The sequence below is a fragment of the Methylobacter sp. genome, assembly GCF_023227905.1.
Lineage (GTDB): Bacteria > Pseudomonadota > Gammaproteobacteria > Methylococcales > Methylomonadaceae > Methylobacter_A.
This window is the reverse complement of sequence record NZ_JALOCF010000016.1, coordinates 1-14,276: the sequence shown is the minus strand read 5'-3', so window position 1 is coordinate 14,276 and position 14,276 is coordinate 1. Positions and strand designations below refer to the sequence as shown.

The 14,276-nt window shown below is 41.8% G+C and carries 14 protein-coding genes, 1 tRNA gene and 1 pseudogene; all 16 read right to left on the bottom strand.

Features of this window, described 5'->3' with window-relative positions; genetic code table 11:
• Window positions 1–28: 28 nt before the first annotated feature.
• Window positions 29–1,147, bottom strand: coding sequence for a chemotaxis response regulator protein-glutamate methylesterase (locus M0R47_RS08615; protein WP_292553147.1), 1,119 nt, complete (start codon window positions 1,145–1,147; stop codon window positions 29–31).
• A 173-nt stretch (window positions 1,148–1,320) separates the two neighbouring features.
• Window positions 1,321–1,740 (bottom strand): response regulator, encoded by a 420-nt coding sequence (locus M0R47_RS08610; RefSeq protein ID WP_366513181.1) that lies wholly within the window; start codon window positions 1,738–1,740, stop codon window positions 1,321–1,323.
• Window positions 1,741–1,749: 9 nt separating this feature from the next.
• Window positions 1,750–2,388, bottom strand: coding sequence for a chemoreceptor glutamine deamidase CheD (cheD, locus tag M0R47_RS08605; RefSeq protein WP_292553144.1), 639 nt, complete (start codon window positions 2,386–2,388; stop codon window positions 1,750–1,752).
• 6 nt (window positions 2,389–2,394) lie between these two features.
• Window positions 2,395–3,234 carry a protein-glutamate O-methyltransferase gene (locus M0R47_RS08600; protein ID WP_292553141.1) on the bottom strand — a complete coding sequence of 280 codons (840 nt, stop codon included), beginning with the start codon at window positions 3,232–3,234 and terminating at the stop codon, window positions 2,395–2,397.
• A gap of 25 nt (window positions 3,235–3,259) precedes the next feature.
• On the bottom strand, window positions 3,260–3,823 hold the full coding sequence (locus tag M0R47_RS08595; RefSeq protein ID WP_292553138.1) for an STAS domain-containing protein: 564 nt from the start codon (window positions 3,821–3,823) through the stop codon (window positions 3,260–3,262).
• A complete protein-coding gene (locus M0R47_RS08590; RefSeq protein ID WP_292553137.1) occupies window positions 3,810–4,577 on the bottom strand; it encodes a ParA family protein in 768 nt (255 codons plus the stop codon). Before M0R47_RS08590 ends, M0R47_RS08595 begins: the two co-directional genes overlap by 14 nt.
• A gap of 3 nt (window positions 4,578–4,580) precedes the next feature.
• A complete protein-coding gene (locus M0R47_RS08585; RefSeq protein ID WP_292553134.1) occupies window positions 4,581–5,072 on the bottom strand; it encodes a chemotaxis protein CheW in 492 nt (163 codons plus the stop codon).
• A gap of 45 nt (window positions 5,073–5,117) precedes the next feature.
• Window positions 5,118–7,451, bottom strand: coding sequence for a PAS domain-containing methyl-accepting chemotaxis protein (locus M0R47_RS08580; protein ID WP_292553133.1), 2,334 nt, complete (start codon window positions 7,449–7,451; stop codon window positions 5,118–5,120).
• Between the two features lie 60 nt (window positions 7,452–7,511).
• The gene (locus M0R47_RS08575) at window positions 7,512–8,027 is read right to left on the bottom strand and encodes a chemotaxis protein CheW (protein ID WP_292553131.1); all 516 of its coding nucleotides are present in this window, start codon (window positions 8,025–8,027) and stop codon (window positions 7,512–7,514) included.
• Window positions 8,028–8,057: 30 nt separating this feature from the next.
• The gene (locus tag M0R47_RS08570; protein ID WP_292553128.1) at window positions 8,058–10,169 is read right to left on the bottom strand and encodes a chemotaxis protein CheA; all 2,112 of its coding nucleotides are present in this window, start codon (window positions 10,167–10,169) and stop codon (window positions 8,058–8,060) included.
• 180 nt (window positions 10,170–10,349) lie between these two features.
• Window positions 10,350–10,712 carry a response regulator gene (locus tag M0R47_RS08565; RefSeq protein ID WP_006892323.1) on the bottom strand — a complete coding sequence of 121 codons (363 nt, stop codon included), beginning with the start codon at window positions 10,710–10,712 and terminating at the stop codon, window positions 10,350–10,352.
• A gap of 192 nt (window positions 10,713–10,904) precedes the next feature.
• Window positions 10,905–10,989 (bottom strand) — tRNA-Leu (locus M0R47_RS08560).
• A gap of 85 nt (window positions 10,990–11,074) precedes the next feature.
• Window positions 11,075–11,488: a preprotein translocase subunit SecG gene (gene secG, locus M0R47_RS08555; protein ID WP_366513183.1), complete on the bottom strand. Its 414-nt coding sequence runs from the start codon at window positions 11,486–11,488 to the stop codon at window positions 11,075–11,077.
• 15 nt (window positions 11,489–11,503) lie between these two features.
• Window positions 11,504–12,250, bottom strand: a complete 747-nt coding sequence (gene tpiA, locus M0R47_RS08550; protein WP_292553311.1) for a triose-phosphate isomerase — start codon at window positions 12,248–12,250, stop codon at window positions 11,504–11,506.
• 55 nt (window positions 12,251–12,305) lie between these two features.
• Window positions 12,306–13,646 (bottom strand): phosphoglucosamine mutase, encoded by a 1,341-nt coding sequence (gene glmM, locus M0R47_RS08545; protein WP_292553122.1) that lies wholly within the window; start codon window positions 13,644–13,646, stop codon window positions 12,306–12,308.
• A gap of 116 nt (window positions 13,647–13,762) precedes the next feature.
• Window positions 13,763–14,276, bottom strand: a pseudogene (locus M0R47_RS08540) (ATP-dependent metalloprotease); the annotation flags it as partial.

The window sequence follows — 14,276 nt, the reverse complement described above, 5'->3', positions numbered from 1 at the left end:
CAACCACATCCGAGAAAGGCGTATAGAATTAAACAACCTTGCTAGTACTACCAAGTTTAACCAAGCTTAAAACTTTATGTGAAACTTCTTCTAACGATACTACATGGTCAGTGCACCCCAGCTTAAAGGCGGCCCCCGGCATACCCCAAACCACACTGGATTGCTCATCCTGAATAACTGTTTTAGCGCCCGCATCGTGCATTTCCTTCATGCCCATTGCTCCGTCAGCACCCATACCGGTTAATAACACACCAATGGCATTAGCACCTGCACATTGAGAGACTGAACGAAACAAAACATCAACAGCAGGTTTATGGCGATTAACAGGGAGACCATCACTCAAATGGATAACATATTTACCACCTTCCCTAATTACCAGCATGTGCCTGTCTCCAGGCGAAAGATAAATATGACCTGATTCAACTATCTGTCCATGTTTAGGAATAGAAGCCGACATTTCTGTTGCAAGGTCAATATGCCGAACGAATGACTCACTAAATGCAGCAGGTAAGTGCTGCGTTATTAAAATAGGAGGGGTATCAGATGGGAATCCTTTAACTACAGTTTTAATCGCTTCTGTTCCACCTGTTGAGGCGCCTATAGCAATTATTTTGTTGGTGGGACTAATATGCGTTTTTATCGGGTTTGCTTTCAGAATAACATCGACTGAATGTTTTTCCGGAATATCATGAGCAGATGTCGCAGGATGTTTGGATTTGATTGCTCTAGTGCAACTATTTCCTACTCTAGCTTGTGCCGCAACTTTGACCTTGGAAATAATTTCCTCGGCATATTCATTCAGAGTATTAACAACATCAACTTTGGGCTTGGCAATAAAATCTACAGCACCTAGTGCCAAAGCATTTAAAGTCGCTTCTGCACCATGTTCGGTCAGTGTAGAGATCATCACAACAGGCGTTGGTCTTAAGCGCATCAAGTTACTTAAGAAAGTTATCCCATCCATGTGAGGCATTTCAATATCCAGCGTCAATACATCCGGATTTAGTTGTTTAATCATCTCTCTGGCAATAAGAGGATCTGCTGCCGCACCAACTACCTCAATGTCAGGTGACGAGTTTAAAACTTCAGTCAGTATTTTCCTGATTAATGCTGAATCATCAATAATCAATACGCGTATCTTATCCATAAATTCACTCTAAAAGAAGCCTATCATCACCATCAATAAGGTGTATTTGTAATATTGATTTAACCACTTAACTTTAAGCGGTTACATCATTACCAAATTAATTAAATTTTTTCGCCTGATAATTACAGATTTCCCCGCAACATACTAATCCAGATTTATAGCTTTAAACATTATCATGCAAGTCGTCTGATATTAGCTTGTGATGCTACTATTACCTTAGCAATTATGTCTTCGGCGTAGTCATTCAATGCATTTTCTACATCCATTGTAGGTTTAGCTATAAAGTCCACAGCCCCCAGCTCCAGAGCAGTTAAAGTCACTTCCGCATTGCTTTCTGTGAGCGCTGAAATCATCACAACCGGCATGGGTCGGAGCCGCATCAGGTTACGCAGAAAAGTTATTCCGTCCATCCGTGGCATTTCAATATCTAGCGTTAATACATCCGGATTTAATTGTTTAATCATCTCTCTGGCAATAAGAGGATCTTCTGCGGTGCCAACTACCTCAATATCTGGAGATGAATTTAAAATCTCAGTCAGTACCTTTTGGATTAACAATGAATCATCAATAATTAATACACGTATTTTATTCATTGTATTCTCTTAAAAAAGCTCAACGTCGCCTTCAACAGGTGCATTTTTAATATCGTTAAAATACTGTCGCTCTCTTCTTATAATTGTATCATTATGTAAATGGTTAATTTTTTTCATTCCAACTTTCCCTGTTTTGGGAAAATAGATTATCTTTCTAGGATAAATATCGCCTAAATCCTGAGATAATAAAGTCAACCCTTCTGTATCGATATATTCCAAGATAAAATCAATATTTTTAAGACCGACGTCTGTCATGGTAGGAATAATTTTACCGCCGCCGAATACTTTTACTTCCAGGTTTTTTCTTTTGCCGCCATTTGTCAATATGGTATTGATTAAATGTTCCATGGCGTAATTTCCGTAACGGGTCGCATTGCCGACAACAGCTTCATTGCCCTGCTTCAGCTTATGGGCTGTGGTTTCCGGCAACATAAAATGATTCATTCCTCCTAAACCCAGCGCCTTATCCCTGATACAGGCTGATATGCAAGATCCTAATACGGTCGTAATCAATTCATCATCTTGAGTTACATAATATTCACCGGGCAAAATTTTTGCGGCAATTACGCCACGCTCTTTGTCCAAATACCTGTTAATGTGGTCAAAACCGTCGATAGAGGGTAGGCCAATACCATTGCTAGCACTCATGGATATTTATGAAATTTTCCTGTAGCTGGTGCATGCAACCAACTCAAATTCATTTGAGAGCTGATTTAATGATTCTGAATGCCCTATAAATAACCATGATTTGCTGGACAGCATTTGAGCGTATCTTTGAGCAAGTAATGTTTTAGTTTCACGATCAAAATAAATAAGGACGTTACGACAGAAAATAAGGTCAAAATGACATTTCATTGGCCAATCTTGCATTAGGTTCAACTTCTTAAACTGAATTACTTGCTGCAATTGAGCTCTTACTTTGACTTGGCCGGATTGCGATGATTTACCTCGCATAAACCATCTTTTAAGAACATCTTCCGGCAAATCACTGACGCGGTCTTCCGTATAGATACCTTCTGAGGCTGTTTTTAAAACATTAGTATCCAAATCAGTTGCCAATATCTTAATGTCCCAGTCGGCTGGGACATTTTCCAATAAAGTAATCGCTAACGAGTAGGGCTCTTCGCCAGTAGAGCAGCCAGCGGACCACACCCTGATTTTTCGAGAGTTTTTATTTCTAATTAAAAGTTCCGGAATAACAACATCACGAACATAATCAAAATGATGCACTTCCCTAAAGAAAGCGGTTAAGTTTGTTGTTATGGCATTTATAAATTCAGTAAACTCGTGGTCCGGGTGATCTTTAAGATATTGACAGTACTCTTTAAAATCGGCAAGTCCAAGCTTCCTTACCCGTTTGGACAACCTGGAGTAAAACATATCAAATCTTTCATCAGGAACCTGAATACCTGAATGTTCATTAGACAATTTTCTCAAAAAATTAAAGTCATCCGCAGTGAATTTAAATTCGCGAACTTTCTCAACAATAGCCATCTTTAAACTACTTCCCGTTAGTTAGTTACGCTTCATGAACGTCCAGCACATCCAATAAACCGAGCAAATGGGCAGACTCAACAAACCGTGGGGAAGGATAAATAATGGTTACTTTCTTTTGCAGCTTAACTGCATCTTTTTTTAATGAAACGAGCAGTTGTAAGGTGGCTGTATCTATTGATGATACATCAGATGCATTTATTTCAATTTCATCGTGGATGGCCAATGAATTTTTCAGCTTTTCATGTAACTTGCCGACATTCTGAATAGTTAACGTAGCGTCTAAATCAACCAGTGAACCCTGCGCTTCTTCTGATGCAGTATCTTCAACAATTGCTTCCTGCATTACCCTATCTATTGCGTCAGCAGAGTAATCGTCAGCTATTTCTTCTATCAAAACACGACTATTGTCGCCTTCTACTGTATCTGTTACTAATTCATCCTCTTCATTTATATTTGAAATTGGATTTTCATCAGCATTTCCTATCAAATCATCCGTAATCAAATGATCTTCATCTTGAACGGTTTCGCCATCCATCCATTCCAGAGGATCGTATCCGATTAAATCGTTTTCTTCATTTGTTGACATACATCACCTTGCTTTCAAGAAAATCATGAGCAAGGCTACGAAAATCCCTTGCCGAACGACTTTTCGGGCTATATTCTAAAATTGTTTTACCAAAGCTGGGACATTCTGCAAGCAATGCCGTTTCTCTAATAACTGTTGCTAATATTTGATTAGGGAAATGGGTCAGTAAAACATTTAATACCTGACCCGATATTCTTCTATTAGGTGAATATCGCGACATAACTAATAATGTTTTGTATTTCCGCTGCAAAGCCTTCTCAAACCTCTTAATCGTACCCATCAGATGGGATAATCCTTGCAAGGCAAGAAAATCACTGGCCATAGGAATTAAAATTTCGTCTGCTGCAATCAATGCATTCGCAACCAGCAACCCTGAAGATGGCGGGCAATCAATAAAGACAAAGTCCTGATCATTAAGGCTTCCATGTAAGGCGTCTCTTAATAAAATACCGCGAGGTGAATTGTTGCTAGTCAGTTGCTCAACATCTTTAAGTTTTGCTCCTGCCGCAACTAATTGCAGATTATCCCTGACGGCGATAAGCTGCTGCTGAACTTTTTTCTCTTTCAACATAGCTTCATCAATGCCGCCAATATCCCGCGCCGTAATGCCTAAAGAAACGGCTAAGTGGCCTTGCGGATCAAGATCAATAACGGTAACTTTTGAACCCGATTCTGCAATTGCATGGCATAAATTTGCCGTAGTAGTCGTTTTTCCAACACCGCCTTTCTGATTAATTATTGCAACAATTCTCACCTGTCACACCAAACTTTCAATACCCTCAACCTCATCAGGATTGAGCAATTTATCAACGTCCAAGAGCATAATCATTTTTTTCTTATACACATACATGCCTCGCATGTAACGCGTATCTATTTTTGATCCGAAATTTGGCGCTCTTTTAACGTCTTCTAAATTAATATCCAACACGTCGGAAACCGCATCAGCCACTATGCCCATTACAAACTGGTTTGCACCATGTTCAACGCAAAGCACAATGACTACCGTTTTGGGCGAATAATCGGAATGTTCCAGAGAAAACCGCTCCCGTAGATCTATGATAGGCACAACGGACCCGCGTAAATTTAACACGCCCTTAACGAAAGCCGGCGTATTCGGTATCACGCGAACGGCTTCCCAGCCACGAATCTCTTGTACTTTTAAAATCTCAACTCCATACGCTTCACCTGCAAGCTCAAAGGTAAGAAATTGCTCTACCCGACTATTATTTGACTGCACATCTGTTGCCATTGTTATAGCTCCGTGTCGGTTATATAGTTTGTAGTCTTAAACATCTTAAAACTCTTCCCATTCGTCGCTGCTATCGATTTTGGGCTTAACTGGTGATAAAACAGGAACAACAGTTTTTTTAGCTGCCGCTCTTATCGGCGTTACAGCCCCTTTATTATGCGCAACTGGCCTAGCCGTTGCTGAAGCAGTCTTTGAATTGACCCTGAAAAAGCTAAGCAGTTTGGACATGTTGGTAGACTGCTCACTCATGGCGATGCTGCCCGCTGCCGCTTGTTCGGCTAAAGCTGCATTTTGCTGAGTAATATCATCCATTTGAGAAACCGCTTGATTAACTTGCTCAATACCGGCTGATTGCTCCGAGCTGGCATTGGCAATATGCGTAACGATATCGCCAACTTTTGCAACACTTTCGACAATTTCAGTGAGTGCCGCGCCTGTCTCATTAACAAACGCCGTTCCTGCACGAACTTTCTGTACACTATTCTGGATTAGTTCATTACTTTGCTGTGCCGCGGTTGCGCTTCGTTGGGCCAGATTACGAACCTCTGTTGCAACCACCGAGAATCCACGCCCCTGCTCTCCCGCCCTGGCGGCTTCTACAGACGCGTTTAAAGCCAACAAGTTAGTTTGGAAGGCAATTTCATCAATTACGCCAATAATCTCGGCGATTTTATTACTGCTCTCGTTAATTTCCTGCATTGCAACAATGGCCGAATTAACTACCCCACCGCCTTTTTGTGCTAATTGGCTTGCTGAATTAACCATTTCAGTCGCTTGAACCGTATTCTGCGCATTATTTTTAACAGTACTGGCAAGCTCTTCCATGCTAGCAGCAGTCTCTTCAAGGCTGGCGGCCTGTTGTTCAGCTCGATGTGACAGGTTGTTATTACCGCTGGCCATTTCCTGCGACGAACTATCTATAAAATCAGCGGCATCCCTGATTTGAATGATAAATTCACTAAGCTTCGCTAAAGTGCTATTAATATTATTCTTGCATTCGGCGTAAACGCCTTCATACTCATTGGTAATGGCTGTGGTTAGATCGCCCTCAGCCATGTTTTCCATCACTCGGTTAATATCATTAAAAACGCATTCAATAACATCTGTTAATTCATTGATGCCAGCAGACAGTACTTTAGCAAACCCCTGTTTGTCAGTTAATTTTATGCGCGCACTTAAATCACCGGCTTTAACGCCTTGCACCAATTGATCAATTTCCTGCTCAATTAAAACTTCGTGGGTTCTATCCTGCCATTCAGCGACATAACCGATACGCTCACCATCGCTATTAACAGGACTAGCGATAATACTCATATGCCGGCCGCCAATGATTAGTTGCGATCTAATTGACTCTTGTGATTTTTCTAATAGCCCACTTTTAATATTGGCGTGGTATAAATCAACATTTGAGCCCATCAATTTATCGGTGGAAAAATGAGGTAACTGACTGCGAAGATCGCTTTCTGCCGCCTTGAACATCTTATGAACGCTATCATTCATATAAATAATTTCAAAATTCTTGTTCGCCACCATAACAGGGGATTGAACATTGTCCAGAGCCTGAGTAATCCGTTTAGATTCTGCTAGACCTTGCTTGAAATCAGCCAAATCCAACCCCAGCTTCACCTCCATACAGTACAAGCCGCGCAGGAAATCGCCTAACTGGTCTTCCCGCTTCAGATCTACCTTATTTCCGAAACTGCCACTGCTCAGCCGGTAGCAGATAGTAATCGCTGTTTCCAACGTATCGGTTATTACCTTGGTCATATTGATACTGAGCGCTGATGCCATTGCGGCTAACAGAGCAACGCCTGCTAACAAAGCATACTCCTGCGTCAGGTACAATCGATATATCAGAAAAAAGATCGGGAGCAAAAAGGCGGACACTGCAAAAGCATTTTTTTTCGCTATTGCAACTTCGCTAATTGATTTAGCCATTGTCGCCAAACCGGTCGGCTTTAACTTTACTTTACCGGCATTAATTTTCTTATACAGCTGTTCAGTCGCAGGAATCACATCCCGCTTTGGTGGATGGCGAACAGACAGGTATTCATAAACTTTTCCATCTTTAAACAACGGCATGGCATTTGCCTCAACCCAGTAATGGTCGCCGTTTTTACACCTATTCTTCACCAATCCCTGCCAGGGTCTGAGCTGCTTTAAGGTTAGCCATAAGTCTTCATAAGCCTCAGCAGGCATGTCAGGATGACGGACGATATTATGTTCCTGTCCCATTAACTCATCACGGGTAAATCCGCTTGTTTCAACAAAGGCATCATTGACGTAAGTGATACGCCCCATCAAGTCGGTTCTTGAAACTAAGATGGTACCCTTTTTTAGAATAATCTCATTATTAGTTACCGGCATATTAATCTTCACGCGACCTTACCCCTTAAGCCATGCCAAATATATTTACCCACACAGAGCATTTGGAAACCATTAATTTTCATCTTGATCAAGCTCTTCCAGCTTTAGTAATTTGTCCACATCAAGCAACATTACCATTCGGTCATTAACCGATACCAAGCCGTTAATAAACTCATTGCTTACTTTAGCTCCAAAGTCTGGAGCACTTTGAATTTCGGTTTTATCCACGCTAATTACATCAGAGACTGAGTCAACAACAATCCCCATTATGCGCGTTTTATTAGCATCGCCGGTTTGCAGTACGACAACCACTGTCAACGGCGTGTATTCGGCTTGACTCAAATTAAACCTTTCTCTCAAATCGAGAATCGGCACAATAGATCCGCGTAAGTTAACGACACCTTTTTCATAGCAGGGCACATTGGGTATTCTGGAAACAGGCTCCCAGCTTCGTATTTCCTGCACGCGAAGAATATCAACCCCATATTCTTCTTTTCCTAAAGCAAAACTCAGATACTGCACAGCATTATCAAGGTTTCTACTATAGTGATATTGATCGATATCTTTTTTTTCAGCTTCTGTTGCCATATCTATCTTTATTATTTTTTTATTATATATTCAGCGAGTTGAAAAACGCACTAACCCCGGAACATCTAGAATCAATGCAACAGAACCGTCGCCCAAAATGGTTGCACCTGAAACGCCCTCTACTCGCCGGTAATTCGCTTCCAACGATTTAATAACTACCTGTTGTTGGCCCAATAACTCATCTACCAGTAAGCAACACAGATCACCCTGCCCCTCAACGACCACAAGAACTCCTTCTTTCGACTTGGTCGGGTTGCCCGAATGAACATTAAAGATATTGCGCATTCTAATAACAGGTAGATATTCATTTCGTAAGCGGAAGGTCTCCCCTTTACCTGCAACCTTGTTCAGCATCCTTTCGGTAATATTAATTGACTCAATAATGGAAACTAACGGCACGATGTATGTCTCATCGCCCACGGCAACAGATTGACCATCAAGAATTGCCAGCGTTAATGGCAAATGGATTGCTATGGTTGTTCCTTTGCCCAATTCCGAAATAATTTCTATATTGCCACCTAAAGACTGAATATTTCTTCTTACAACATCCATGCCTACACCGCGACCGGAAATATCAGTGAGCTGTTCAGCCGTAGAAAAACCCGGCATAAAGATGAGCTCAAATATCTGTTTTTCGGTAAGAAGATTATTTTCTTCAATCAATCCTTTTTCTATAGCCTTTGCCAGCAATTTATCTTTATTTAATCCGCGACCGTCATCAATTATTTCTATGACAATGTGTCCACCGCGATGATACGCCCTCAACTCTATGGTTCCTGTTTCAGGCTTACCTGCTGCAACTCTATCCGCCGGCATCTCTATACCGTGATCCAGACTATTCCTGATTAAATGAACCAATGGATCATTGATCAGCTCAACGACAGCTTTATCAACTTCGGTATTTTCCCCGACAAGTTTCAATACAATTTTTTTATCTAATTTACTACTGATATCATGCACTAAACGTGGAAAGCGACTAAAAACGAAGCTAATAGGGAGCATCCGAATATTCATGACGCTTTGTTGTAAATCACGCGTATGACGCTCTAGCTGGGCAAGCCCTCTTTTAAGCTGACCAACTTTATCCATGGTAAAGTTTTCACCGACTAAACCCAGCATGGATTGCGTTATCACAACTTCACCAACCATATTGATTAATGTATCGATTTTGTCAGTATCTACCCGAATTGAGCTGGCTTTAGCTGTGGTTTTTGCCACTTCGTTATCTGAATCTTGAGAATCAGCCTTTTTGGTTTCCGTAATAGGCTTAGGTTTGATCTCAGCGGATTTTGGAGCAAGATCGTTAGGCGAAACGTCTGCTGAGATTGGTTCGGGATCGGCTTCTTTTACTACGGGAGGTAATTTGATGGTTTTGGTAAGAGGCTGAATGTCCATTTCACAGTCGCCTTCAACCCAATTGAATATTTCTCTTATTTCATCATCAGAAATATCTCCGACAACTTTTAAATCCCAAGAAATATTGCACTCCTCTGGATCTAATTCATAAAAACCAGGAACATCCTGAATATTAGCAACGGTTGTCAATTCGCCCAGTTCATTCAATTCTCGAAATAATCTTACCGGGTCATTACCGGTTTTAAGCAAATCCAGATAAGGACAAAAAGCTATTTTCCAGCCCTGCTCTTCAAATGCAGTGAATTCTTCTTCATCAATATCAGGAGAGTCATTAACAGGAATCTCTTCACTTGTTATTTGCTGTTCATCAGGAAACGGTGGTTTCACTGGTACCGAACCGCCATTTAGCACAACCTCCAAAGCTGCCTTGTGCTTTTCGACACTGGCGCTATTGACAGCCCGTTCATTCTGAATCGCAGTCAACATCTCTCTGAGACAATCAACAGATCCAAGCAAAACATCGACTGCCGGCTGAGTTACCTTTCTACGCCCATCCCGCATTTCATCAAGCAGAGTTTCCATAATATGGGTATATTCGGCAACGACGGTAAAACCAAAAGTTCCACTGCCGCCTTTTATTGAATGCGCCCCCCTGAAAATAGTATTGATTACTTCCGAATCAATATCCCCCATATCGAGAGTTAACAATCCAGACTCCATTGCTTCCAGTCCTTCGAAGCATTCTTCAAAAAAGACTTGATGGAATTGTGACATATCAATAGACATAGACTTACCTGTGTGCGTCTAAATTCATTTAAACAAGATTAATGTACCCAAAAACTTTCTTTATTTCTTTCCGCTTAGGCAAACAATTATGCAAGTCATGATTGGTTCTAACACTTAAAATAAAGAGCCGTAGGGACTGGACATGTCATTGGCTTATCCTGCATATGCTCAAAACACTAGCTAACCCAAAACTTTTAGCAATGTCTTTAATAATTGATCAGGATTGAAAGGCTTAACCATCCATCCTGTTGCGCCTGCGGCTTTACCTTCTTGCTTTTTCTCAATCCCTGACTCGGTCGTAAGCATCAACATAGGAATAAATTTGTAATCCGGGAGTGCCCGTAAATCTCTAATTAAAGTAATGCCGTCTTTATTTGGCATGTTGACATCAGTTACGACGCAGTCAAATTTCCTAGCCTGTGCTTTCTCTAAAGCATCCACTCCATCCACTGCCTCTTCGACATCGTATCCAGCAGCTCTTAAAGTAAATGAAACCATTTTTCTCATTGAAGCCGAATCGTCAACTGCAAGAATACTTGCCATTGTTTTCTCCATTAATCTCTAATTTTAAAAGCAAAACTTTGTATGAACATGCAACGCTCTACATTTAAGTGCTTAAGTATAGTCTAATTATTTTTCTGCATCGGAGTTCTAATCTAGAAACTTACTTCTTCATTTTTCGTTGGGGCAAACAAAAAAACACCCCACTAGAGAAAATCCCTAGCAGGGTATATTTGGTGCCGATGGCCGGATTTGAACCGGCACAACTTGCGTTACCACCCCCTCAAGATGGCGTGTCTACCAATTTCACCACATCGGCTAAAACTTGCTTGCAAAGATACTATCTAAAACATGCTATTCTGTTTATTTAAGCAGTGTATTGCTTGTATCATAAACAATATTTATTACTTTTTTTCAACTGGCTGCTCAGCACTGGGAGCCGCTGGCGTAGCAACAGGCACATCTTCAGATTTCAGGTCAGTCTTAGGAGAAGCGCTACCGGCTTCTTTTGCACCATCCACATCAGGAATACCGAGCGTATCCTGTTCAGTTCTGGGGGCGTTCATTAAGTCGTAAGCTGCACCTTGTTTACCATTTAAGACTGCAAGACCCAAGCTGGTCATAAAAAACAAAGTTGCTAGGATTGCTGTAGCTCGAGACAGGAAAGATGCTGCACCCTGAGCTCCAAAAACAGAACCCGAAGATCCTGTGCCAAAAGCTGCGCCCGCATCGGCCCCTTTGCCTTGTTGCATTAAGACCAATCCAACAACCCCTAAACCCAACAGCACATGAACAACAATAATTACCTGATACATAATAACGTCTAAATTACTCTAAATTGAATGATAAATCTTTAAAAAGGATTCCGCATCCAACGAAGCCCCACCAATTAAACCGCCGTCAATATCCGGCATGGCAAACAAGCCTTTTGCATTATCAGGCTTGGCGCTACCGCCGTATAAAATTTGTATTTTATCGGCAATAGCCTGATCTTTAGCAGCAATGTATTGCCTTATGTACCGATGAACTTCCTGAGCCTGCTCATCAGTCGCTGTTTTACCTGTCCCTATGGCCCAAACCGGTTCATAGGCAATGACTGCCGCGCCAAAAGCAGCTATACCTGCCAAATTGATAACGGCATCAAGCTGAGTATTAATTACAGCAAACGTCTCATCTTGTTCGCGTTGCTCCAGCGTTTCACCTACGCACAAAACTGGAATAATATTTTGTTCTTGCGCCTGGCAAAAACGGGCGGCTACCGATTCATCAGTATCGCCATAATAGCTGCGTCTTTCGGAATGCCCTACAAGAGCATATTTGCAACTGAATTCACTTAGCATCGCTGCCGAAACTTCTCCGGTATAAGCGCCTGAAGCTTTATCTGCAACATTTTGAGCGCCCAATGCCAATGTAGTGTTTTTAACTAATTCACTCACTTTTGGCAAATGCACATAAGGCACACACACTGCGATATCCGCACTATTTCCCTCTAATCCGGCAATAATACCTTTTGTAAGCAACTCAGCACTGGCGAGAGTTCCATTCATCTTCCAATTTCCCACAACTAGAGACCGACGCATCACCACTCCTCACATAGAATCAAACTATCTATAATATATATTAATAGCGCCTAATTCAAGCTTCCATTGCCTTCTTAACATCATCAGCTATTTGATGAGCGTAATTTTTAACCAAATCCTCCTGCTGACCTTCCACCATTACCCGAATTAATGGCTCTGTTCCTGAAGCTCTAAGCAATACCCGGCCACTATCCCCTAGCTTTTTCTCGATTGCTTTCACCGCCTTTTGTATACTTTCATCTTTATCCGGGTTAATTTTTTTGCTAACTTTGACGTTTACCAAAACTTGGGGATATTTTTGCATCCCGGATTTCAATTCATGTAAATTTTTTCCGCTACTTTGCATTTCCGCCATGATCTGCAAAGCAGAAATAATACCATCGCCCGTTGTTGTTCTATCCAAGCAAATAATATGCCCGGAATTTTCGCCACCTAAAATCCCTTTGTGCTCCAACAACATTTCCATGACGTACCGGTCGCCCACATTAGCCCTAAGTAGGCTGAGCCCCAGCTTATTAAGACCATGCTCCATACCCAGATTCGACATTAAAGTCCCCACGACAGGCCCTGACATCAACCCTATATCCAATCTTGCTTTAGCAATAATATAGATAAGCTCGTCGCCATCAACGATTTCGCCTTTATGATCGACCATCACTAACCGATCACCATCACCGTCCAGGGCAATACCCAAATCGGCACGATAAGATAAAACTGCTGCCGCTAATTTTTCCGGCTTAGTAGCTCCACATTCCTCATTAATATTAAGGCCGTCCGGCTCTGCTCCAATCGTAACGACTTCAGCACCTACTTCGCTAAAAACATGAGGCGCTATATGGTAGGTCGCGCCATGAGCACAATCGATTATGATTCTCATGCCGCTAAAATCAAGTCGAGTTGGCACGCTGGCCTTGCAAAACTCAATATAGCGACCAGGGGCATCAACCAACCGTTTCGCCTTACCCAATTTCGACGACTCTACTGTTGTCATCGGCGAGTCGAGATATTCCTCTATTTTTTTTTCGACCTCATCCGGCAATTTCGTTCCTTGCACCGAGAAAAACTTAACGCCATTGTCATAATAAGGATTATGAGAGGCGCTAATGACAATACCGGCCTGCGCCCTTAAGGTACGAGTTAAATAGGCTATACCCGGCGTCGGCATAGGCCCTAACAAGCGAGTATTGACACCGGCAGCGGTCAATCCGGCCTCCAACGCAGACTCAAACATATAACCCGAAATACGGGTATCTTTGCCAAGCAAGACAAAATCATGCCCTTCATTTGCAAACACTCGACCAGCGGCCCACCCTAGTTTCAGAAAAAAATCGGCCGTTATCGGATACTCACCAACCTTTCCTCTAATGCCATCAGTTCCAAAATATTTTCTTGTCATTGTTTTTAAGACCCAAAACAGATAAAAGACCAAAGATAACAGCTTGCAGCAAATTATAAATTACATAAAAAAAGGAGAGTCATTACGCCTCTCCTTTTTGTTAATTCAGGAAGTCCTCAGCTTTGCTCAGCAGTCCCACCAATTGATTTCTCATTTTTTACTTCATCCTTATTCTTAACTTCATCCGTTACAACATCACCATGAGAAGAAGGCGGTTTATCATCCCAGCCCTGAGGAGTCCTTACAGGTTTACGAGCCATCAAATCTTCAATCTGATATTTGTCGATAGTTTCATATTTCATCAATGCTTCGGCCATGGCATGAAGAATATCGATATTCTCTTTCAGAATCGTTTCAGCACGCTCATAATTCCGGTCAATGAAAGAACGAATCTCTTCGTCAATAGTATGGGAAGTCTCTTCGGCAACCGTTTTATGTTGCGTCACCGACCGACCCAAGAATACTTCGCCTTCTTCTTCGCTGTATGACAACGGCCCCAAGCGCTGAGAAAAGCCCCATTTAGTTACCATATTTCTAGCCAACTCAGTGGCCCGCTCAATATCGTTAGACGCACCGGTACTTACTTGTTCCCGCCCAAAAACCACTTCCTCGGCAATACGTCCACCGTAC